Origin of the sequence: Alkalimarinus coralli (genome assembly GCF_023650515.1) — a bacterium.
Classification (GTDB): Bacteria; Pseudomonadota; Gammaproteobacteria; order Pseudomonadales; family Oleiphilaceae; genus Alkalimarinus; species Alkalimarinus coralli.
This window is the reverse complement of the sequence record NZ_CP096016.1, coordinates 2,742,928-2,764,369: the sequence shown is the minus strand read 5'-3', so window position 1 is coordinate 2,764,369 and position 21,442 is coordinate 2,742,928. Positions and strand designations below refer to the sequence as shown.

General features: G+C 45.9%; 21 protein-coding genes. 15 read left to right on the top strand and 6 right to left on the bottom strand.

Translation table 11 applies throughout. The features are described from left to right. Nucleotides 1-28: 28 nt before the first annotated feature. The 10 genes from MY523_RS12300 to MY523_RS12255 all read left to right on the top strand — a co-directional run bounded on the left by MY523_RS12300 (nt 29) and on the right by MY523_RS12255 (nt 11,787). On the top strand, nt 29-1,384 hold the full coding sequence (locus MY523_RS12300) for an N-acetylmuramoyl-L-alanine amidase (RefSeq protein ID WP_250654993.1): 1,356 nt from the start codon (nt 29-31) through the stop codon (nt 1,382-1,384). Between the two features lie 410 nt (nt 1,385-1,794). Then, on the top strand, nt 1,795-3,735 hold the full coding sequence (gene mutL / locus MY523_RS12295) for a DNA mismatch repair endonuclease MutL (RefSeq protein ID WP_250654992.1): 1,941 nt from the start codon (nt 1,795-1,797) through the stop codon (nt 3,733-3,735). Continuing rightward, nucleotides 3,735-4,772 (top strand): tRNA (adenosine(37)-N6)-dimethylallyltransferase MiaA, encoded by a 1,038-nt coding sequence (gene miaA, locus MY523_RS12290; protein ID WP_250654991.1) that lies wholly within the window; start codon nt 3,735-3,737, stop codon nt 4,770-4,772. Before mutL ends, miaA begins: the two co-directional genes overlap by 1 nt. 87 nt (nt 4,773-4,859) lie before the next feature. After that, complete coding sequence (gene hfq, locus MY523_RS12285; protein WP_250654990.1) at nt 4,860-5,111, top strand: RNA chaperone Hfq; 252 nt, start codon at nt 4,860-4,862, stop codon at nt 5,109-5,111. A 17-nt stretch (nt 5,112-5,128) separates the two neighbouring features. Further along, nucleotides 5,129-6,418: a ribosome rescue GTPase HflX gene (gene hflX / locus MY523_RS12280; RefSeq protein ID WP_250654989.1), complete on the top strand. Its 1,290-nt coding sequence runs from the start codon at nt 5,129-5,131 to the stop codon at nt 6,416-6,418. 234 nt (nt 6,419-6,652) lie between these two features. Further along, nucleotides 6,653-7,852 (top strand): FtsH protease activity modulator HflK, encoded by a 1,200-nt coding sequence (gene hflK / locus MY523_RS12275; RefSeq protein WP_250654988.1) that lies wholly within the window; start codon nt 6,653-6,655, stop codon nt 7,850-7,852. Further along, entirely contained in the window at nt 7,852-8,730 is an 879-nt protein-coding gene (gene hflC, locus MY523_RS12270; protein WP_250654987.1) for a protease modulator HflC, read from the top strand. Before hflK ends, hflC begins: the two co-directional genes overlap by 1 nt. 166 nt (nt 8,731-8,896) lie before the next feature. After that, complete coding sequence (locus MY523_RS12265; RefSeq protein WP_250654986.1) at nt 8,897-9,082, top strand: DUF2065 domain-containing protein; 186 nt, start codon at nt 8,897-8,899, stop codon at nt 9,080-9,082. 87 nt (nt 9,083-9,169) lie between these two features. Continuing rightward, on the top strand, nt 9,170-10,357 hold the full coding sequence (locus MY523_RS12260; protein ID WP_250654985.1) for an ATP phosphoribosyltransferase regulatory subunit: 1,188 nt from the start codon (nt 9,170-9,172) through the stop codon (nt 10,355-10,357). Between the two features lie 134 nt (nt 10,358-10,491). Next, nucleotides 10,492-11,787, top strand: coding sequence for an adenylosuccinate synthase (locus MY523_RS12255; protein ID WP_250654984.1), 1,296 nt, complete (start codon nt 10,492-10,494; stop codon nt 11,785-11,787). Nucleotides 11,788-11,909: 122 nt separating this feature from the next. Here MY523_RS12255 and cmoB read toward each other — a convergent pair whose 3' ends face one another. The 5 genes from cmoB to MY523_RS12230 form a co-directional block, all read right to left on the bottom strand. Continuing rightward, nucleotides 11,910-12,893, bottom strand: a complete 984-nt coding sequence (gene cmoB, locus MY523_RS12250) for a tRNA 5-methoxyuridine(34)/uridine 5-oxyacetic acid(34) synthase CmoB (protein WP_370300984.1) — start codon at nt 12,891-12,893, stop codon at nt 11,910-11,912. Nucleotides 12,894-12,925: 32 nt separating this feature from the next. Continuing rightward, a complete protein-coding gene (gene cmoA / locus MY523_RS12245; protein ID WP_250654982.1) occupies nt 12,926-13,660 on the bottom strand; it encodes a carboxy-S-adenosyl-L-methionine synthase CmoA in 735 nt (244 codons plus the stop codon). A 75-nt stretch (nt 13,661-13,735) separates the two neighbouring features. Beyond that, nucleotides 13,736-14,638 (bottom strand): DMT family transporter, encoded by a 903-nt coding sequence (locus MY523_RS12240; protein WP_338021761.1) that lies wholly within the window; start codon nt 14,636-14,638, stop codon nt 13,736-13,738. A gap of 14 nt (nt 14,639-14,652) precedes the next feature. Further along, entirely contained in the window at nt 14,653-14,973 is a 321-nt protein-coding gene (locus MY523_RS12235; protein WP_250654981.1) for a PA3694 family proteiin, read from the bottom strand. 203 nt (nt 14,974-15,176) lie between these two features. Further along, complete coding sequence (locus MY523_RS12230; RefSeq protein WP_250654980.1) at nt 15,177-16,175, bottom strand: serine/threonine protein kinase; 999 nt, start codon at nt 16,173-16,175, stop codon at nt 15,177-15,179. 245 nt (nt 16,176-16,420) lie between these two features. Here MY523_RS12230 and MY523_RS12225 point away from each other — a divergent pair, with 245 nt between their 5' ends. Further along, entirely contained in the window at nt 16,421-16,936 is a 516-nt protein-coding gene (locus MY523_RS12225) for a DUF4136 domain-containing protein (protein ID WP_250654979.1), read from the top strand. Nucleotides 16,937-17,031: 95 nt separating this feature from the next. Here the strand turns inward: MY523_RS12225 and MY523_RS12220 are convergent, their stop codons facing one another. Continuing rightward, complete coding sequence (locus MY523_RS12220; protein WP_250654978.1) at nt 17,032-17,451, bottom strand: hypothetical protein; 420 nt, start codon at nt 17,449-17,451, stop codon at nt 17,032-17,034. Nucleotides 17,452-17,720: 269 nt separating this feature from the next. Here MY523_RS12220 and MY523_RS12215 point away from each other — a divergent pair, with 269 nt between their 5' ends. From MY523_RS12215 to MY523_RS12200, 4 genes are all read left to right on the top strand, one after another. Continuing rightward, nucleotides 17,721-18,047, top strand: coding sequence for a helix-turn-helix domain-containing protein (locus MY523_RS12215; RefSeq protein ID WP_250654977.1), 327 nt, complete (start codon nt 17,721-17,723; stop codon nt 18,045-18,047). Between the two features lie 10 nt (nt 18,048-18,057). Further along, nucleotides 18,058-18,879: an SDR family oxidoreductase gene (locus MY523_RS12210; RefSeq protein ID WP_250654976.1), complete on the top strand. Its 822-nt coding sequence runs from the start codon at nt 18,058-18,060 to the stop codon at nt 18,877-18,879. Between the two features lie 8 nt (nt 18,880-18,887). Further along, complete coding sequence (locus MY523_RS12205) at nt 18,888-19,994, top strand: NAD(P)/FAD-dependent oxidoreductase (RefSeq protein ID WP_250654975.1); 1,107 nt, start codon at nt 18,888-18,890, stop codon at nt 19,992-19,994. A 198-nt stretch (nt 19,995-20,192) separates the two neighbouring features. Continuing rightward, nucleotides 20,193-21,146 carry a GlxA family transcriptional regulator gene (locus MY523_RS12200; RefSeq protein ID WP_250654974.1) on the top strand — a complete coding sequence of 318 codons (954 nt, stop codon included), beginning with the start codon at nt 20,193-20,195 and terminating at the stop codon, nt 21,144-21,146. The last annotated feature ends 296 nt before the right edge of the window (nt 21,147-21,442 follow it).

Below are 21,442 nucleotides of genomic sequence, written 5' to 3'. Positions count from 1 at the left end.
TGTTTTGTTGTTAGGTGGTGTGAAGTCAATGAGTACACGTGAAAATAAAACAGGCTCGTATTTTGTCGTGATGTTAAGCGCTCTGCTGCTATGCGCGTCGTCTATCACTTATGCTGCCAGTGTTACCAACGCAAGAGTCTGGCCTGCCCCGGATCATACCCGGCTGGTTTTTGAAATTACCTCCAGTATCGAGCATAAGCTCTTTAGTATGAGCAGCCCCGACAGAATTGTTGTGGATATGAGTAATGTTAAATTAGTGACAGATTTATCTGAACTATCTCTAGCTGGAAGCCCTATTAAAAGGATTAGGTCGGCAGCCAGGAATGGCGATGACCTGCGTGTTGTGCTGGATGTATCAAGAAAAGTTTCACCTAAAAGTTTTCTGCTAAAACCAAACCAGCAGTATGGAAACCGTCTCGTTATAGATCTGTATGAACGACAATCAAAAAGCAGTGCGCCCAGAACGGTAAAGTCTGTGGATAATCAGCGCCAGAAGAGGGATATCGTGGTTGTTATTGATGCCGGACATGGTGGGGAGGATCCAGGAGCACTAGGGCCTGGGCGCGTGAGAGAAAAGGATGTGGTGCTGGCCATATCTAAAGAGCTAAAAGCCCTGGTAAACGCAAAAAGGGGCATGAAAGCGCAGATGACCCGTAATGGCGATTATTATGTAGGATTGAGACAGCGAACAGGGTTGGCCAGAAAGCACAATGCTGACTTATTTGTATCTATTCATGCGGATGCGTTCAATAAGCCTCAAGCCAGTGGTGCGTCTGTGTACGCGCTGTCAAAGCGGGGCGCGACTAGTGAGGCGGCCAGATGGTTGGCGAAGAAAGAGAACAGCGCTGATTTGATTGGTGGTGTTGGTGGTGTAAGCCTTGATGATAAGGATGATGTGTTAGCAGGGGTACTGCTGGACCTTTCCATGACGGCCAGCCTTAATGCCAGTTTGGGGGTTGGCAGCCATGTTTTGAAAGCAATGGGGGGTATGACAAGGCTGCACAAGAAACGGGTGGAGCAGGCCGGCTTTGTCGTGCTCAAGTCGCCTGATATACCTTCTATATTGGTTGAGACCGGGTTTATCTCAAACCCTGCTGAAGCGAGTCGTCTTAAAACCAGGAAATATCAGAAAAAGTTAGCCAACGCTATCTATCGGGGGATGGATACTCACTTTAGAACGTCACCTCCGCCAGGAACATTGCTCTCCTATGAACAGTATAATCGAACTGCTTCCATGCCCAGAAAATACAAGATACGAAGAGGTGATACTCTCTCTGGCATTGCTAAACGAAATCAGGTGACGGTTAGTCAGTTAAGAAAAGAAAATAGCTTACGCTCTGATCAGGTGAAAGTTGGTCAGGTTATTCGGATACCTGCGTCCTGATCTTTAGATGAAGCGAGATCTTTACACGACTACTGCGCTTACAAATACAGCGTTAAAAAATGACTCAAAATGGTGCGCTCTCCTGGGTCGACCGGGACTTATTACTCATAAACTGCGCTTTTTCTTCATTTTTTGCCTTGTCTTTGCTTCGCTCGTAACGTCGTGCAAAGGTCTCGAAGCATAACTAAAGGGCCAGAATGGTATATGTTTCTTTCAAAAAGATGAGATATTTTTAATCTTAATCGTATCTGACTTTTTGCTTGTTTCTGGTATTATTTTCTATCGCTTCCTGTGCAGTATTTTACGCCTAACCGCTCCTGGCTTGTTGCGTAATAAATCAGGCTTTGCTGCACTTAAAATTACTCCATTCTCAATACGCTGTGATAAGCAGCGTGGGTACACTATTAATAATGAGTCGAATACATAAGTTATCTCCTCGTCTTGCTAACCAGATAGCAGCGGGTGAAGTTGTCGAACGGCCTGCTTCCGTAGTGAAAGAGTTACTGGAAAACTCACTTGATGCTGGTGCCCGAAGGGTTGATATCGATGTTGAGAACGGCGGAATAAAGCTTATCAGAATTAGAGATAATGGCATGGGGATCGCGCAGGATGATCTCCCGTTAGCATTGAGCCGACATGCCACCAGTAAAATAGATACGCTGGATGACCTAGAAGCCGTGGCTACGTTAGGTTTTCGAGGAGAAGCCTTAGCCAGTATTAGCTCTGTCTCTCGCTTGTCACTTACCTCGCGCCCGCGAGCAAACGGCAGCGCGGTTGCTGCTGAGGATGCGGCCCCCCTCATTCAGCATGAATCAAGTGCGGACGGGGCCTGGAAGGTAGAAGCTGAGGGGCGGGATATGGATGCCAAAGTTAGCCCGGCAGCACACCCGGAAGGCGCAACGGTTGAAGTTAGAGATCTTTTCTTTAACACGCCAGCAAGACGAAAATTTTTAAGAACAGAGAAAACCGAGTTTGGTCACTTGGAAGAAGTGGTAAAACGGCAGGCTCTCAGTCGTTTTGAGGTTGGTTTCTCCCTTCGCCATAATCAACGCACGATTCACTCACTCAGGCCTGCTGTTTCATTGCAAGATAAGGAGCGGCGAGTTGCGGCCTTGTGCGGTTCTCAGTTTATGGAAAACGCTGTCGTCATTGATGTTGAGGCGTCCGGGCTTAAATTGTGGGGGTGGGTTGCACTGCCTACCTTCTCAAGAAGCCAGGCAGACCTGCAGTACTTTTTTGTCAATGGGCGAGTTATTCGTGATCGCCTGGTTGCTCACGCTGTTAAGCAGGCTTATCGTGATGTTTTATATCATGGCCGGCACTCTGCTTTTGTACTTTATTTGGAGCTGGATCCTGCCAATGTTGATGTAAATGTGCACCCAACCAAGCATGAAGTCCGTTTCAGGGACGGGCGCTTAGTTCATGACTTTATTTTTAGAAGCCTGCACAAAGCGCTGGCTGATGTTCGGCCTGATGATCGTCTCAACCCGGCTGCTTCAGGGAGTGTGGAAAGTGGGGGAGGAGTAACACCGGGGGCATTAGTACCTGGGTCTCCACCAGTCGCTGCCCAATTTGGCAATGGGCAGGCCGTTGCTCCCTCTTATGGCGCGCAAGCCGCCATGCCGCTTAGAGAACCGGTTTCTGCAAACCAGATACAAGAGCAGATGTCTGGGTATGGTGCTTTGCATCCGAATGGAAATATCAGTGGTGGCGAAAGTGCACAGTCAGTCCTAAGCCCCGTAAGGGAAAATGATTCTGAACAGGTCGATCCGCCGCTCGGGTATGCTATTGCGCAGTTACATGGTGTATACGTACTGTCGCAAAGCTCACAGGGCCTGATCGTCGTGGATATGCATGCCGCTCATGAGCGTATTACCTATGAACGCATGAAACAGGCGTATTATGCTGAGGGTGTTAAAGCACAACCGCTATTGGTTCCCGTTACCATCGCGGTCAGTCAGCGCGAAGCATCAGTGGCAGAAGAATTTAATGACGCCTTTGTAAAGTTAGGTTTGCAGATTGAGCGAATTGGGCCCGAATCCTTGATTGTCAGGCAAGTACCTGCGTTCCTTCGAGATGCCGATAGCGAGCAGCTGGTGCGGGATGTGATTTCAGATGTGACCGAGCATGGCACCAGTGACCGCGTTGAAGCGCTGGCCAATGAAATGATGGGAACCATGGCGTGTCATGGTTCTGTTAGAGCCAATCGACAGCTGACTATTCCTGAAATGAATGCTTTGCTGCGCGATATGGAAGCGACTGAGCGAAGTGGCCAGTGCAACCACGGTCGGCCGACATGGACATTGGTGACCATGTCTGAGTTGGATAAACTCTTTCTGCGGGGGCGCTAATGACTCAGACAATCGAGCAAGCTGGGGCTGCTAGCGATAAACCACCGATAGCGATATACCTTATGGGGCCCACGGCTTCAGGTAAGACAGATTTGGCGGTTGCGCTAACCAAGGCGCTGCCGTGCGATATTATTAGTGTCGATTCCGCTCTGGTTTACAAGGGAATGGATATTGGTACAGCCAAACCTGATGAACAGGTGCTTAAAGAAGCCCCTCATCGCTTGATTAATATCTGCGAACCTACTGGAGCGTACTCGGCGGCGCAGTTTAGAAGTGATGCGCTAGAGCTGATGTCATCCATTATCGCAAAAGGGCGTATCCCGCTGCTGGTCGGTGGCACTATGATGTACTTTAAAGCGCTTGACCAGGGGCTTGCTACGTTACCCTCTGCAGATCCTGTTGTCAGGCAAAAGCTGCTTGATGAAGCCCATGAAAAAGGATGGGAGCACTTACATCAGAGACTGTCTGAGATTGACCCTGTATCAGCGAAAAGAATACACCCTAATGACCCCCAGCGCCTCCAGCGAGCACTGGAGGTTTATGAGGTGTCAGGCAAAACATTGACAGAGTTTTGGGCCGAGCAGGCAGAAATAAAAGAAAAACAAGAAACTGGACAGAATATTGATGAGCATTACACTAATTGGGGAAGGGATTCTTTTAGTGCTTTGTCGTATAATGCGGTAAATTTAGCTGTATCGCCTAAGAAACGCTCGACGCTCCATGACAGAATTGCGCTTAGGTATAAGCAGATGCTGGATAATGGATTTGTTGAGGAAGTTGAGGCGCTGTACAAATCTGACCAGTTAGACCTGTCTATGCCCTCCATGAAGTGCGTTGGATACCGGCAGGTTTGGGAGTATCTTGATGGTAAACTCAGCTATGATGAAATGGTAGAAAGAGGCATTATTGCTACTCGGCAGTTAGCAAAAAGGCAGCTAACCTGGTTAAGGCGGTGGCCTAATTTGAACTGGTTTGAGTCAGAAGATCCAGAATTACTTGCCAAGGTATTGAAAATAGTACACTCTGCCACCAATTAGTATTGTAATTTGGAACGCGTTAAACATTTTTAGTTTGTCGTCAGCAGACTGAAGGAAAGAATTAAACATAAAAACAGGAGATTAGAGATGTCGAAAGGGCACTCACTACAAGACCCTTATTTAAATGCATTGCGCAAGGAGCGTATTCCAGTATCCATTTTCCTGGTGAACGGCATTAAATTACAAGGACAAATAGAGTCGTTTGACCAGTTCGTTATTTTACTTAAGAACACGGTCAGCCAGATGGTATATAAACATGCCATTTCTACGGTTGTTCCAGCTAGAAATGTTCGCTTGGCTCCAGCAAACCCTGCTGAAGAAGGCGAAGGAAATACTTAAGATAGGAAGTAATCAGTTTGTTTGAACGTCCGGATACGGGTGAGCGAGCGGTATTGGTTCACCTGGATTTTACGTCCGATCGTGAACGCGAAGACCCTCAAGAATTTAAAGAACTAGTCAGATCTGCTGGCGTTGAGCCTATGGTTCTGGTTGAGGGTTCTAGAGGGCATCCTAGTCCACGTTATTTCGTGGGCGAAGGAAAACTGGATGAAGTGCGACAGGCAGTGCAGCTTTATGATGCTGATGTTGTGCTATTCAATCATTCGCTCTCCCCAAGTCAAGAACGCAACCTTGAGCATGCTTTGCAGTGCCGTGTTATTGATCGCACTGGCGTTATCCTCGATATTTTTGCCCAGCGGGCACGAACTCACGAGGGGAAGTTGCAGGTAGAATTAGCTCAGCTGGAACATATGTCGACGCGATTAATTCGTGGTTGGACCCACCTTGAAAGGCAGAAAGGGGGGATTGGCATGCGAGGCCCTGGTGAAACGCAGTTGGAAACTGATCGGCGTTTGCTTAGAGCTCGCATCAAATCAATCAATAAACGCCTGGACAAGGTGCGAAAGCAGAGGGAGCAGGGAAGGCGTGCCAGAGTGCGCGCAGATATTCCAACTATTTCTCTGGTTGGTTATACCAATGCAGGCAAATCGACACTGTTTAATCGTATCACTGAATCGAGCGTTTATGCTGCCAATTTGCTTTTCGCAACGCTAGACCCAACACTTAGGCGTATCGAACTTCCCGATGTCGGGCCTGTTATTTTGGTCGATACGGTTGGGTTTATAAGACATCTGCCGCACAAGCTGGTGGAGTCTTTCAGGGCAACACTTGAAGAAACATGCAACGCTAACTTGCTGCTTCATGTTATTGATTGTGATGATGAAAACAGGCTTGATAACATTGAGCAGGTCAAGCTGGTACTTGAGGAAATCGAGGCGCATGATATTCAGGCACTGCAGGTTTATAACAAACTGGATCTTTTGGAAGATCGCCAGCCCAGAGTGGATCGGGACGAAGAGGGGAAACCTATCAGAGTATGGGTTTCTGCCAATACTGGAGAGGGTATGGAGCTACTGCTTGATTCTATCTCTGAACTGTTGGCGGAAGACCTTGTTCATGCAAGACTTTTACTCGAAGGGGCACAAGGTCGACTACGTGCGCTGTTTTATGAAGCGGGAGCGGTGGTTGATGAAACGTTCGATGATCATGGTCAGGGATGTTTGGAGATACGCATTCAACGGCAGGACTATAATCAGTTATTGCGCCGGGCAGATATAAACGAGAGCGAGCTGGTTTTTAAGGAATAGCCGTTAAGGCGGGAATAGCATACCTGCCTGGGCCTCTGTGAAATGGCTGTCTGAAGAATAATTAAATTTCACTAATGTCACTTGCTGAATTGGATTTAGATCAATAGTATTTGTGCTAATGCGCTGGGTGAGAATATATATAGGTTGTGGGGAGAAGCTTTAGGCTACTCTTCTCCCAGAACTATGAAAGCCATCTGATGTTTAACTTTAGAATGTAAAATAACGGAGAATCCTATGGCCTGGAATGAGCCGGGTGGTAATAGAAATGATAAAGACCCTTGGGGTGGTGGCAATCGCGGTAATGAACAAGGACCGCCAGATTTGGACGAAGCCCTGAAAAAAGGGATGGAAAAGTTGAACAAGTTATTTGGTGGTAAATCAAATAGCAATGGAGGCTCAGGCGGGCAAGGTAATGGTTCCAGTGCTGCGACAGGCGGGATATTCGTTATTGTAATAATTGGCCTGCTTATTTTGCTGGCGGTAGAGTCTGTATATACCGTAAACGAGCGAGAAAGAGCGGTTGTGCTTCGTTTCGGAAAATATGCTGAAACATTAGGCCCAGGCTTACAGTTTAAGCTCCCGCTAATTGATCGTGTAGAAAAAGTTGATGTAACCCGTGTGCGCTCTGCCGCAACTCGAGGTCACATGCTAACTGAAGACGAAAATATCGTAGAGATTAATCTGGCTGTTCAATATGTTGTAAAAGATCCTAAGGCATTTGTGCTGGATATCCGAAATGCGGAACGCACACTGGACTATGCAACGGACGCAGCCCTGCGGCATGAAGTTGGTAGCTCTGAGCTTCATCAAGTACTTACGGAAGGTCGATCAGTCCTGGCTGTTCGTACACAGGAACGTTTACAGCGATCTATGGACTTTTACCATTCCGGGTTGCAGGTAAGTAAAGTGAACATTGAGAGCACCCAGGCACCGGCCGAAGTACAGGACGCGTTTCAGGATGTTCAGCGAGCGAAGGAAGACGAGCAGCGAGTTAAAGCGGAAGCCGAAGCTTATCGTAACAAGGTTGTACCTGAAGCAAGAGGTATGGCTCAGCGTATTCTGGAAGAAGCAAGCGCGTATAAAGAAGAAGTTATTGCTCGTGCAGAAGGTGAAACTTCGCGTTTTCTTAAACTGCTATCTGTTTATGAAAAAGCGCCTGAGGTTACCAGAGAGCGACTGTACATTGATACGATGCAGCGTGTGATGAGTAAGAGTAGTAAAGTTTTGGTAGATGTTGAGGGTGGAAACAATATGATGTATCTGCCTTTGGATAAGATGATATCAAGCACTCCCTCTGTCTCTAGCAGCTCTCCTTCAAGATCGGTTACAACAGGAAGGCTTAGCAGTGATGAGATAGGGAGCTTGACTGATCGTGTATTGCAGGAGTTGCGTACCAGACAGTCTGATAATACGACCAGAAGAGGGAGACAGTAATGAGTCCTAAAGCTATTGGCATTCTATTTGTAGCCTTAATCGTACTTGTAATCGGCTCTTCTGCTATCTATGTTGTTCCTGAAACGCAAAGCGCCGTGAGGTTACGTTTTGGAGAACTGGTTGAAAACGAGATTCAACCAGGGCTGCACTTCAAGGCACCCTTAATAGACGAAGTAAGAAAGTTCGACGTGCGAATCCTTACGCTGGACGTTCCAGAACGACAGTATTTGACCATTGAGCAGAAACCACTGGTCGTTGACTCTTTTGTTACCTGGCAGGTAGGTGATGTTGCCAAGTACTACAAGAGTACATCTGGTGATGAAACTCGCGCAGTCATGCTGTTATCTTCACGGATAGACAATGGACTACGTGACCAATTCGGTATTCGCACCATGCATGAGGTTATTTCTGGTCAGCGAGACGAGCTGATGCATGAGTTGACCAAGGCAATGAATGCGGTTATGACCAAGGAGTTTGGCATCAGCATTGTTGACATCCGTATAAAAGGTATCGATTTACCTCAAAAGGTTAGCAGTGATGTATATCGCCGAATGAGAACTGAGAGAGAGAAAGAAGCTCAGGAGCACCGCTCCAAAGGCCGTGAGTTAGCAGAGGGTATCAAGGCGGATGCTGATCGTCAGAAAACGATTGTTGAAGCGGAAGCTTATCGCGAGTCAGAGGTGACCCGTGGTGAGGGCGACGAGATCGCTGCACAGATCTATGCTGATGCATATAACAAAAATGCAGAGTTCTACTCCTTTTATAGAAGTTTGTTAGCCTATGAGGATGCGTTCTCTAATAAAGGAGACGTTCTTGTTGTTGACCCAGAGAGTGATTTCCTTAAATACTTGAAACAATCTCAAGGGCAAAAGAAGTAAAAGTCTGATAAAATATGGCAAAAATAAGACCGGGGCATTAGCGGACTAATTCCCCGGTTTTTTTGTGTGCAAGAAAAGGGTAAAATCGCCCTCTTGATGATTAAGTGATCGGTTTTCTACTGTATAACCTCACTTATTTGATTAATTTAACTATAGCGATCATTTGATGTGGCAGGAAATAGGTATCGCCTTCAGCATGCTTCTGGTGATTGAGGGAATTATTCCGTTCTTATACCCTCAGCGATGGAAAAATATGGTTCAGGCTCTGGCACAAATCGATAATCGTTCAATGAGAATTATCGGGCTTGCAAGCATGTTATTGGGTACGCTGCTGCTTTATTTGGTTCGTTAATTAAAGCGTAAAATATTAGTTTCATGAACGCTCGCTAGTGGCGTACATTATGAAATGTACTTTGAATAGATTCTGACAGGCATAAAAATGACAGTATCAGATCGCTGGTTACTTCCCGATGGCGTAGACGAGTTACTTCCTCCCAACGCTCGGGGTGTGGAGCAGCTAAGACGGCGGCTGTTGGATAACATATCTAACTGGGGCTATGAACTCATTACCCCGCCAATGATAGAGTACCTGGAGTCGTTGCTAACCGGCACGGGAAACGACCTTGACCTGCAAACCCTGAAAGTAACAGACCAATTGTCCGGGCGCCTTATGGGGGTTCGTGCAGACATTACCCCTCAGGCTGCAAGAATAGATGCCCACTGCTTGAGACGTCAGGGGGTTACAAGGCTTTGCTATGCCGATGCAGTGATCCATGCGCGTCCTGCTCACTTGTTAACAAATCGTTGCCCACTTCAAATCGGGTGTGAGCTATTTGGTGAACCCTCTCAAGCTGCTGATATTGAAGTTATCTCTTTAATGCTGGATACATTGAAACTGGCAGGGTTGGAGAAGGTTCATGTTGATCTGGCGCACGTAGGAATCTACCGAGGGTTAATCGCAGACGCTGGTTTTGACCACGATACAGAACTTGCAATTTTTGATGCGATCCGTAGAAAGTCCATACCAGAGCTGGATCAGCTATTATCTGGTGAGTTAGGAAATGCTGATGTTGCGAATATGTTGTTACAAATGGCGAACTCGGCAGGTGGCATTGACGCCATTCACAACATTAAATCAATTCTGGCAGGTGCGTCAGCAGAGGTTTTAGGTGCTATTGAGCAGCTAGACTCTATTTGTGAGCAGTTGCAGCAGCGCTATCCAGATGTTGAGCTAGGCTTCGACTTCTGCGAATTGCGTGGATATAACTATCATACCGGTCTTGTGTTTGCTGCCTATCACGTTGATTATGGCCACGCAGTGGCGCAGGGTGGGCGATACAATGCCATTGGAAAAGAGTTTGGCAGTGACCGGTCGGCGACAGGGTTTAGTGCCGACTTAAAGATTCTTGCGTCTTTGGTTTCACCGGATGGAGTTAAAGGAGAGCCAGGAATTTTAGCGCCTTTAGGGAATGATATTAGCCTCTGGGCTGAAATTGAACGTCTTAGAAAAACTCAAAGGGTTGTACAGTCTTTTTCGTCAGCTATTGAACAAGATACTGCGGCTGAATTGGGTTGTGATAGAAAGTTAGTTAAAGAAAATGATGACTGGGTGGTTCGGCCCATTTAATGGCCTAACCACCTTTCTTGTTTTCAATGAAATGAATGGGGATTGAGCTGATCGATAGTGTACTTTTGAGTGAACTATGATCATGTGACAATCTCGCTTTAATACAGTATTTGTTTTAACAGAGTATATTAACGATGGGCAAAAACGTAGTCATTTTGGGCACCCAATGGGGTGACGAAGGTAAGGGTAAGATAGTTGACCTGTTAACAGAACAGGTTGCTGCTGTTGCTCGCTTTCAGGGTGGTCATAATGCAGGCCATACATTGGTTATTGATGGCGAAAAAACCGTTCTTCATCTTATTCCTTCAGGTGTATTACGCGATAATGTGACCTGTCTAATCGGAAATGGTGTTGTTCTGTCACCAGAAGCTCTGTTGAAAGAGATGGGCGAACTTGAAGAGAAAGGTGTTCCTGTTCGGGAGCGTCTACAGATCAGCCTGGCTTGCCCACTTATACTGCCTTTTCACGTTGCTTTGGATGTGGCACGTGAAAAAGCGCGAGGGAACAAAAAGATAGGGACAACCGGGCGCGGTATCGGGCCCGCTTATGAAGACAAAGTGTCCAGAAGGGGGATCCGTTTAGGTGACCTTTGCAATAAAGAGCGATTTGCTGAAAAACTGCGAGAAGTAATGGAGTATCACAACTTTGTTTTGGAGAACTACTACAAAGTTGAGCCTGTTGATTATCAAAAAACACTCGATGAAACGTTGGCAATGGCAGAGCAAATACTGCCTATGGCTATTGATGTTGTTGATGAGCTGCATGACTATCGTAAAAAAGGCGAGAATATCTTATTTGAGGGTGCCCAGGGTTCATTGCTAGATATAGACCACGGTACATACCCTTTTGTTACCTCATCAAACACAACGGCTGGTGGTACTGCGACCGGAAGTGGTTTTGGACCTCTTTATCTTGACTATATTTTAGGTATTACTAAGGCATACACTACACGTGTTGGTTCAGGCCCGTTCCCTACCGAACTATTTTGTGATCAAGGCGCTCACCTGGCTAAGAAAGGGCATGAGTTTGGCGCGACAACAGGTCGGGCACGTCGCTGTGGCTGGTTTGATGCCGTTGCACTTCGCCATGCAATTCAGATTAATAGTGTATCGGGTATCTGCTTAACAAAGCTGGATGTGCTAGATGGTCTGGATGCGATTAACGTTTGTGTTGGCTATAAAACCAAAAATGGTGAGGCGTTGACTCGGCCACCAGTGGATTGTGACCACTATGAAGATCTGGAGCCAATCTACAAAGAGATGCCAGGTTGGAGTGAAAGCACGCTTGGCGTGCAAACACTGGAAGGTTTGCCTGAAAATGCAAGAAACTATATTAAGTACCTTGAAGAGCAAATCGAAGCGCCTATCGATATTATATCTACAGGCCCGGATCGTAACGAAACAATTGTTCTGCGCAGCCCATTTGCATAGAGCTCGTTAATTGAATTAGTCCAGACTAAAAAGGCAGGGTTTTTACCCTGCCTTTTTTATAGCCTACCGTTTAATCGCGCGTTGCTTGGCCTGGATTCGCCAGATAGAAAAACAAGCTTATTCTATTTGGTTGCAACAAAGGTCGCTCTTAACGGCGCAGGGTAGCCTTCGACTGTTTTAGTTGTATCAGTTGGATCGAGAAAACTATCAAGCGACTGGTACTGCATCCAGTCGGTTCCTCTTTGCTCTTCTGATGTTGTTTTGTTTAAGTCAACAAGCTTAATGTCTTTAAAACCTGCACGGCTGAGCCATAAACTCAGCGTATCACAGCTAGGAATAAACCAAACGTTCCGCATCATTGCGTAGCGGTCTTCAGGCATCAGGCATTCCCCTTTTTTTCCTTCAATGACCAGTGTTTCCAGTACCAATTCACCGCCCTTTCTCAGCGTGTTTTTTAGCTCTATAAGGTGGTCAATCGGAGAGCGTCGATGATATAAAACCCCCATGGAAAAGGTTGTATCAAAGGCTTCAAGGTTCGCTGATACTTCTTCCATCCGTACGGGTAATAAATGAACAGGAAGCGCTGGGCCACAGTACTTCTTTATTGCTTCAAACTGGGTGAGAAATAGATAACTGGGGTCGATGCCGATAACGCGAGCCGCGCCTTCGCCCATCATGCGCCAGCAGTGGTAACCGGAGCCGCAGCCAACATCCAGTACCAATCTGTTTTTTAGCGGGGATATATGGGGAATAATGCGATCCCACTTCCAGTCTGAGTGCCACTCTGTGTCGATGTGGGTGCCAAATAGTTCAAATGGCCCTTTTCTCCATGGGCTTAAAGCCATCAGGGACTGATCTAATTGTTGCTGCTCTGGTTCCGTTAAGGGATTCGTCGTATTGGCAGTAATCGCTGATGTATTTAAGGTGACATGGTCTGGCGTAACATCTGGAAGCCTACTTAGTGCGTCTTGCCAGCGTTTGAGGTCTCCGTGAGGGTTTTCAAGTAATCGTTCTTCAAGTTGAGGTATCAGGTCATCCAGCCATCGATTAAGGGGGCCTGATTTCATGTATTGGAACAGGTCTTGGTATAGTTTGTAGAAATCCACAGTCATAAGCCAGTTGATAATATTACAGGAAATTATTTGATTGCCAGAAATGATACAAAGTTGAAGCACTGATACCAAACTAGTGCTTCTGAAAAACCAGAATCCAAAAGGCGCTGTTTATGCTCTTCTATTGTTTCAGGAATAAGCACTTGCTCTAGCGCAGACCGCTTCTGGCTGATTTCAAGGTCACTATACCCGTTCGCTCTTTTAAAATCGTAGTGCAATGCTTCGAGTGCCTCTTGCTCTGCTGTAGGACTGAAGTGAACTTTTTCAGACAGGATAAGTGCGCCACCCTTGCGCAGGCCGTTTGCTATGCTTTTTAGCATTTTGGGGCGGTCTGCCTGCCTAATAAACTGAAGCGTAAAATTTAGCGTCACAACGGATGCATTTTCAATCGTAATGTTTCGAATATCATCACAGCGAAGGTCTACTGGCGTGGCTCCATTATCGAGTTCTATATAGTGCTCACATCGCTTAATCATGGCCTCTGAGTTGTCGATTGCTACAAGCTTGCACTGGGTGTTTTTGAGCCCGTGGCGCATTGCAAGGGTAGAGGCTCCCAAAGAACAGCCAAGATCGTAACAGTTGGTGTCAGGTTTTGCGTAGCGTTCGGTAATAAGCCCAATCATAGGAATGATTGTGGTATAGCCTGGAACCGATCTTTGAATCATATCAGGGAATACTCTGGCAACAGCATCATCAAATGCAAAGTCTGTGACGCGGTCTAAGGGAGAGGCGTAAATGTTGTCGGGTTGTTGATCTACCATTTTGTTACCAAAGATATAATGTTAAGACGCTATTGCGCATGATTTATCGTGACTCTAAAACGCTCAAGTGTCATTTTAGCCTACTGACGGTTTTTCCCCAATTGTCGAAGGGATCTTGAATAGCTTTATTTGCGAGATGACCATCCCAAGTAACATGAGAGCGCAACCTATGAGCGCCTTAGTGGAAAGCAATTCATCGAGCAGCATCCAGCCACCAATAGCCGCAAAGAGAGACTCAAGGCTTAATATGATGGCGGCGTGAGCGGGGTGTGCATTTTGCTGCGCAATAACTTGCAGTGTGTAGGCAACGCCTACTGATAAAAGCCCGGTAAAGAGAATGGATTCCCCTGCGAGCATGACACTGGAAACCTCAATTGTTTCAGTGAATAATGCGGTAATAAAGCTTAGCATGGCACAAACTGCGAACTGGACTACAGACAGTGCAATCGCTGAAACTTTAGGTGAATACTTGGCAATAACCAATACATGCCCGGCCCAGAAGAGGGCACCTATCAAGACTAGGGTATCACCATACTCCAGTGTTAAGTCATCCGTTACGCTTAAAAGGTATAGGCCGACCAGAGCAAGTATACAGCCCACCCAGGTTTCTTTTCGCGTGTACTGACCAAAGAACAGAGCTATGACCGGAACAATCACGATATAAAGGCCGGTGATAAACCCTGCTTTTCCTGCGGTGGTATATTGAATGCCGACCTGTTGAAATGTTGACCCTGCAAAGAGGAAAAGACCGGCAATAGCACCATAAAAAAATACCATGCCGGATGATTTCTCGTCCGAACGAGAGGAAAGCCACCACCATACGGGGATTAATGAAATTGTACCCAACGTAAAGCGAGCTGCATTGAACGTGAATGGGCCAATATGCTCCATTCCTGTGCGTTGAAATACAAATGCAAACCCCCAGATAGCGGCGGTTATCAAAAGTAGTGTATTAGATTGCAGGTTTGATTTTTTCATATGTTAATAACTGCTTAGCAGCGAACGCCACGGTTTTTATAATCGACAATAAGACCTTGCAATGCTGCGTCATCGTCTGACTGAATAAACAAATACCCATCAATGCACTGGGCCGTCTGGTTGGATGGTTTTCGAGAGATCAGGTGCTCTTCTCCTTTTTTAATCAGGATGGCTTGGTAGCTGCTTATAGGCTGCTCGTCTTTTGCTTCGTTGTGTTTAATTTTCCCTGTGAACTCTAGTGCGGTGATGGTAACCAGCACCGCGCAGATAACGGATATAATCAGTGTGTTTTTGCTAACCTTGTCATCATTCGAGGTTGTTTGAGTGTCTGACATAAAACGCTCCAAAGCTCTGCTGGTAAAGCTAAGTTAAAAAACTTAGTATTTGGATTAATTAAAAGAGACCTTCGCATGACTACTGCGCTCGCAAATACAGCGTTAAAAAATGGCTCAAAATGCTCATTTATTACTTATAAACTGCGCTTTTTCGTCATTTTTTGCCTTGTCTTTGCTTCGCTCATAACGTCGTGAAAAGGTCTCTAAAATAGTTTTAATGGTTCTTCGTCGAGCGCTGCAAGTTGCTCGCGTAGCTCTAATATGTGCTCGGCCCAGAAACGTTCTGTATTAAACCATGGAAAATGGTGAGGGAATGCCGGGTCGTCCCAGCGCTTGGCCAGCCAGGCACTATAGTTCATAATTCTTAGCGTTCTAAGCGCCTCAACCAAGAGTAGTTGTGCGGGCTCAAAGTCAAAAAACTCGTTATAGCCTTCGGCAATTTCTGACAATTGAGCGGTTTTCTGATGCCTGTCTCCAGAAAGGAGTAGCCAGATATCCTGGATTGCGGGGCCGTTCCGACAGTCGTCGAAGTCAACGAAATGAGGGCGCTCATTTCGCCAAAGCATGTTCCCGCCATGGCAGTCACCATGGATTCGGAACGTATTTAAATCAGGCAAGTGGCCCCAGGTCGTGCTCACTTTATTCAGTAAATCCCGTGTTAATGTTTCATAGGCAAGCTTCAACTCTTGAGGTATGAAATTATGGCAGAGTAAGTACTCTCTGCTGGCGACTCCCCATTCGTCTACTGTAATTGTAGGACGATGCTTGAACTGAGTTTGTGCTCCCACGGCGTGCATTCTTCCAAGATAACGACCAATCAGGAACAGGCTGTCAAGGTTATCCAGTTCAGGCGCATGTCCGCCTTGCCGTTTGAATATTGCGAAATTAAATCCCTGGTATTGGTGCAGTGTTTTGCCGTCTTCGCTTTTTATCGGTGGCACCACAGGAAGCTCGTGATCGAAAAGCTCCCAAGAGAACTGATGTTCTTCGAGTATAGCTGAGTCGCTCCAGCGGCCGGGGCGATAAAACTTCGCGATAACAGGGATATCTTCTTCTACACCCACTTGATAAACCCTGTTCTCATAGCTATTCAGAGGAAATATACGGGCGTCACTCAAGATGCCGAGGCTCTCGACAGCATCGATAACTGTTTCGGGTTTTAGATCATTATATGGGTGTGACTGATCTAAAGTATCTACCATTTATAGCCTCTACGGAACATTCTGATTGAGCGGGGCATAATACTATACTGGTTTTGATTTACGGTGTGATTATTTTTTGTCTGCAGGGGGGATTTACGCTTCCTACATGAGTGAAATTCAATTTATTATGGCTCATTCAAAATCTAACACTTTTATTAGTGTTTGTTTGTAGTATAGTCAGCTCGCAGTAGCCTTTTGGTGAGTGAAATAATAACAAGTTTAACGAGAAAACAGGGAGTTAAAAAATGAAGCAAATTATTTGTGTTCTTTTGTGTATTGTTTTAGCGGCATGCGCTTCTTCGTCACGCCGAAATGTACAGATGACGTATGATGAAACTGCGCCATTTGATAGTTATAAAACTTATACTATTGAAGCGATCCAGCAAGATCATCAAGCTGCAGGGCTTAATACCATGATTGAAAATGGGATAATTGGAGCCATGGCTGATAAAGGCCTGAGCCATAGGATGAATGGTAAGGCAGATTTGTTGATTCGGTATGCTACTCATATAGAGCGTGGTCAGGAGATGAAACTGGAACAAATCAGTACTGGGAAGGGGGTATATACCCGCAGCCAAATGGAGCCGGTTAACGAAGGTTCTTTGTTGGTTAACATAATAGACACTAAAGCAGACAGGGTCATCTGGAAGGCATCGTCTATCAGTGACATAACGGGGATAACAATTGAAGATGTTACCCAGATCGGCGTAGATGAAGCGGTGGACGAATTATTTGAAGGTTATCCCTCATCAATGTTCTGATGTACTTAAAAACAGGGGCTTTAATCTGCCGTAATGCTTCGTGCTATGGCAGATACCCTGCACTAGAGGGGGCGGCTTAGAACTCTGCCTCCTGCTCAGGAGGCGCGTTTCTTAGGCTTGATGCCTTGAACCCTGAACCAGTTTTCATCTATTTCCCATCTAACGTTTTCAAACCCGGAGTTGGACAAGACGATACTCTTTGCTTTTGCCTGCAGTCTGGCCATTTCTTTTTGGGCGTATTGCATCTGCTTACTGTTATCAGCAGAGTTTTCAAGCTCGGGAAATAGAAGCCGTAGTGCGATTGATGCGGGTACATCAGCTGACCTAAGGGTACCCATTACTGCCGTATTTGCGTCTTTTCTTAGAATACGAAAAGGGTAGGGATATTCGCCAAGTTCTTTATCTTCAAGCACAATATTATTAATAAAAATAATAGACATGTTGCTATAGACAATCCACGCAACAAAGAATGACGCAATTAGCATTACGATAGTGAATTGCTTCTTATCCGACATCACAGCTCCGGTGTTTGTCTGAGTTTATTATATGTGCAGAGTATGGCTGGTATTCTATCCCTCATCAACTTTAGTTGTCTATTCTGTATCAGGCAGAGCTCAGGTTTTTATGACCTTCGCAAAAAATAATGATTATTGATATAAAAGGGTTGATTAATCCACTCATCAGCCACATAGAATAGTAGTGCAGGCGTTGGATTGGTAATACTCTCCGCAGTGTTCAAATCTTCCTGACTGAACGCGTAAATTCCGTGATCTGGAGTTTTTGTATGGCACTTGATCTCTGCCTTATTGCTACAAGAATAAAGCTGGTTTGGCGTGAAAAGCCTGAACAAATTTGCTGCACTATCGAACAGATGGCGGCAGAGCTTAATATGAGTCGGCGTACTTTACAGCGCAAACTGAAGGAAGAAAACACTTGCTACATAAGCTTGCAAGATAGTGCTAGGCTTGATTTAACAAAGTGCTTCTTTGCCGCAGGAAAAAGCGTTGAAGAAGTCAGCGAGTCTTTGGGGTTTGCAAATAGACGATGTTTTACCCGAGCCTTTAAACGGTGGACGGGGGAGTCTCCAAAAAACTATAAAAAACAACCGTGAGAATAAAATAATGAAAAATTTTTCAGGTAAAACGATTGTTATTACTGGCGCAGGATCAGGTATTGGAAGAGGGTTGGCCAAGTCTATGGCACTGAAAGGTGCCGCCCTTGCGTTAGTTGATTTAAGTGAGGATAGCTTAAACGAAACGGCCAACATGTTATCGGATAACGCACTGAGCATCCGCTGTTACCCATTGGATGTAAGCGATAAAAAAGCGGTTTATGAGCTTGCAGATCAAGTATATAAAGACTTTGGTCGAGTAGATGTTGTTATCAATAATGCAGGAGTTGCGCTCAGTGAAACCGTAGAAGATATGAGCTATGACGATTTTGAGTGGGTTATGGATATTAACTTCTGGGGCGTTGTTTATGGTACCAAGGCATTTTTACCTTATCTAAAGCGCTCTAGCGAAGCTTATATTGTTAATATTTCGAGTATATTTGGTTTAATTTCAGTGCCAGCACAGTCTGCGTATAACGCCAGTAAGTTTGCTGTAAAAGGGTTTACGGAGGCTCTTAGGTTAGAGCTAAAAGGAACGACGGTGAACCCCATTTGTGTGCATCCGGGGGGCATTAAAACGAATATTGCGAAAAGTGCGCGCTTCTATAAAAGCATTGATGGTTCACTGGATCGCGATGAGGCGATGAATTTGTTTGATAAGTTCACCTGGACAACCCCCGATAAGGCCGCTGAGACGATCATCAATGGCATCGTTAAAAAGAACAAACGTGTATTGATTGGCCCTGATGCCAGGATTGTTGACTGGTTCCAGAGACTCCTTCCCGATGCATATGATCGAATTCTGGGTGTATTCTTAAACAAGTCCCTGTAGGTTTGTTGATGCTCGAACACTACCATGTAGAGTGTGTGGTTATTGGCGGAGGCATTGTGGGTATTGCCACTGCACGCCAACTGGCACTATTGGGGCATGAGGTGTGGCTGTTGGAGGCCACGGGCGAGATCGGGAGTGTAACCTCTTCTCGCAACAGTGAAGTGATACATGCAGGTATTTACTATCCCAAGGGGAGCTTGAAGGCGAAGCTTTGTGTTGATGGAAGGCGAAAGCTGTACGAGTATTGTCGACAGCGAGAGGTGCCCCACAACCAATGTGGCAAGCTCATTGTCGCCACGACCGATGCTCAGGTGAGTGAGTTGGATGCCATTCTGAGAAAAGGCAGAGCTAACGATGTTGAAGAGCTCGATATCGTTGACGGCGCTCAATTGAAATCGCTAGAACCTGATTTATCTGCGTTGGCAGCGGTTCATTCTAGGGTGACTGGCATTATTGATAGCCACCAGTTAATGCTTAATTTGAAAAATGATGCCGAGCAGGCTGGGGCGCAGTGCGTATTTAATAGCCCGGTTATTTCGGGTGAAATAGCAGAGTCTGGTATTGAACTCTTAGTAGGTTATAAAGACCCGTTTAAGCTGACCGCCAAACGAGTGGTGAATAGTGCGGGGCTTGATGCCGTTGCCGTTTTGTCAACGTTAAAACACTTTCCGAGTGAGTATATTCCTGCGTTTTTTATGGCAAAAGGAAACTATTTTTCTTTGCCTGGCCGAGTCCCTTTTAAGCATCTTATTTACCCAGTTCCTGAACCTGGAGGGCTGGGTGTTCACCTAACGTTGGATCTGGCAGGGCAGGCACGTTTTGGGCCGGATGTAGAGTGGATATCAGAGAAATACTACCCTGTTGATGAGTCTCGAAAAAAACATTTCGAAGAGGCGATTAAGCGTTATTGGCCCAAACTTCCACTGGCAAAACTGCAACCCGCTTATGCCGGTATCAGGCCTAAGCTGAGTGGTCCGGGCGAAAAGGCAGAAGACTTTATGATACAGGACGTCTCACAGCATGGAGTGCCTGGGTTAGTGAACCTGATGGGGATTGAGTCGCCGGGTCTGACTTCCTGTCTGTCAATTGCAGAGTATGTATCCAACCGAATTTAATGCTTAAACTGCACCACCAGACTGTGGATTTCATCAACCATTATGATTTCCTTTTACGTGTCATCAAAACAAGTCTATGAGCCACTAAAAAACAATCGATATCACTAATATATAGACTACTATTGTTATCAATGCGTAGGTGCCCGTTTTTTAGCGAGCAGAAAAAGAGAGGTGTGTTATCTGCAAAGGTATTTCTAAATGAGGAGCAATAGCCCTATTACGGTCTCATTTCTATTGCTGCCCGGTTTTTCATCGTTACCGATGTCGTCTGCGGTTGAGCCGCTTCTGGTATGCAACCGACTCGAAGGTGAAGAGCGCTACCGGGTCGAATATCTAAGCCTTGATGGCCAGCCGGTTGCCACTACTGGCGGGTTATCTTGCACCGTTAATAAGCCGCTGGCCGACTATGCGCCAGAAAGTATTCTGATGATATGCGGGTGCTCACCAGCGGATCACACATCTGAACAATCGCTCACTGATTGGTTGAAGAAGCACCATCGAAATTTCTCAGCACTAGGGGGGATTTCATCAGGAGGGTATGTGCTGGCAGAGGCGGGTTTATTGAAAGGGAAAAAAGCCTCCATTCACTGGTGGGGAGGGCAGCAGTTAATTGAACAGTTTGCTGATGTTAATGTGTCGAACGACGTTTTTTCGCTGGATAGTGACCGCTTTACCTGCAAAGGCGGAACCGCTGCACTGGATATGATGGTGATGCTGATAGGTCGTCAGCAAGGCGCGGATATGGGTGAAGCTTTAGCACAGTATTTTGTAAGAGAACGCGTGGGCGGTGATGAGTCATCACAGCGAAAGCTATTGTCCGCAAGCGAGCGCGACGAGCAACCAAAGTTGGCTGAAGCGATTGATCTTATGGAAGCCAATATTGAAGAGCCATTGACGGCGGATGATATTGCGCATCACGTTGCAATATCACGCAGGCAACTGGAGAGGCTTTATAAAAAATATCTGGGCTCTGTTCCATCAAAGTACTACTTGCAGATTCGGCTGGATTATGGCCGAAGTTTGTTGCACAACCGATCTGCAAGCATTGCTGATATAGCGCTACGCTGCGGCTTTTCATCTGGGGCTCATTTCAGTACGGCATACAGAAACTTGTATGGTCTAACACCGAGTGAAGAACGGGCGCGTGGTTAGTATGGACGAGCAATGTTTAAGTAGATTTACTCATAGCGCAAGCAAGCAGGCAGCCTTAGACTCCGCGCCATTTTGGTTAATATTTTGACTATTTAGGGTAACTAACGTGAAATATTCAGTTAAGTTTAAGCTAGCAGCGATGGTGTTAATACCGCTCAGTTGTGCCCTTTTCTTTTCGATTTCTACTTTGGTGGGGCTTTGGAAGAAGAGTGATGCGGCAAATAATGTTGATGACGTAGCGAGAAGACAGCTTGTCTGAAGCCCTGCTTAAGTTTGCTGACGATGTTGATAACAGT

Coding starts and splice junctions, on each gene's coding strand:
- MY523_RS12240 (WP_338021761.1), bottom strand. CDS start 14,638: ATGAAAAAATCAAACCTGCAATCTAATACACTACTTTTGATAACCGCC.
- MY523_RS12230 (WP_250654980.1), bottom strand. CDS start 16,175: ATGGTAGATACTTTAGATCAGTCACACCCATATAATGATCTAAAACCC.
- MY523_RS12235 (WP_250654981.1), bottom strand. CDS start 14,973: ATGTCAGACACTCAAACAACCTCGAATGATGACAAGGTTAGCAAAAAC.
- hflK (WP_250654988.1), top strand. CDS start 6,653: ATGGCCTGGAATGAGCCGGGTGGTAATAGAAATGATAAAGACCCTTGG.
- MY523_RS12225 (WP_250654979.1), top strand. CDS start 16,421: ATGAAGCAAATTATTTGTGTTCTTTTGTGTATTGTTTTAGCGGCATGC.
- miaA (WP_250654991.1), top strand. CDS start 3,735: ATGACTCAGACAATCGAGCAAGCTGGGGCTGCTAGCGATAAACCACCG.
- hflC (WP_250654987.1), top strand. CDS start 7,852: ATGAGTCCTAAAGCTATTGGCATTCTATTTGTAGCCTTAATCGTACTT.
- MY523_RS12200 (WP_250654974.1), top strand. CDS start 20,193: ATGAGGAGCAATAGCCCTATTACGGTCTCATTTCTATTGCTGCCCGGT.
- cmoA (WP_250654982.1), bottom strand. CDS start 13,660: ATGGTAGATCAACAACCCGACAACATTTACGCCTCTCCCTTAGACCGC.
- hfq (WP_250654990.1), top strand. CDS start 4,860: ATGTCGAAAGGGCACTCACTACAAGACCCTTATTTAAATGCATTGCGC.
- mutL (WP_250654992.1), top strand. CDS start 1,795: ATGAGTCGAATACATAAGTTATCTCCTCGTCTTGCTAACCAGATAGCA.
- MY523_RS12210 (WP_250654976.1), top strand. CDS start 18,058: ATGAAAAATTTTTCAGGTAAAACGATTGTTATTACTGGCGCAGGATCA.
- MY523_RS12255 (WP_250654984.1), top strand. CDS start 10,492: ATGGGCAAAAACGTAGTCATTTTGGGCACCCAATGGGGTGACGAAGGT.
- MY523_RS12300 (WP_250654993.1), top strand. CDS start 29: ATGAGTACACGTGAAAATAAAACAGGCTCGTATTTTGTCGTGATGTTA.
- MY523_RS12220 (WP_250654978.1), bottom strand. CDS start 17,451: ATGTCGGATAAGAAGCAATTCACTATCGTAATGCTAATTGCGTCATTC.
- MY523_RS12260 (WP_250654985.1), top strand. CDS start 9,170: ATGACAGTATCAGATCGCTGGTTACTTCCCGATGGCGTAGACGAGTTA.
- MY523_RS12205 (WP_250654975.1), top strand. CDS start 18,888: ATGCTCGAACACTACCATGTAGAGTGTGTGGTTATTGGCGGAGGCATT.
- MY523_RS12215 (WP_250654977.1), top strand. CDS start 17,721: ATGGCACTTGATCTCTGCCTTATTGCTACAAGAATAAAGCTGGTTTGG.
- MY523_RS12265 (WP_250654986.1), top strand. CDS start 8,897: ATGTGGCAGGAAATAGGTATCGCCTTCAGCATGCTTCTGGTGATTGAG.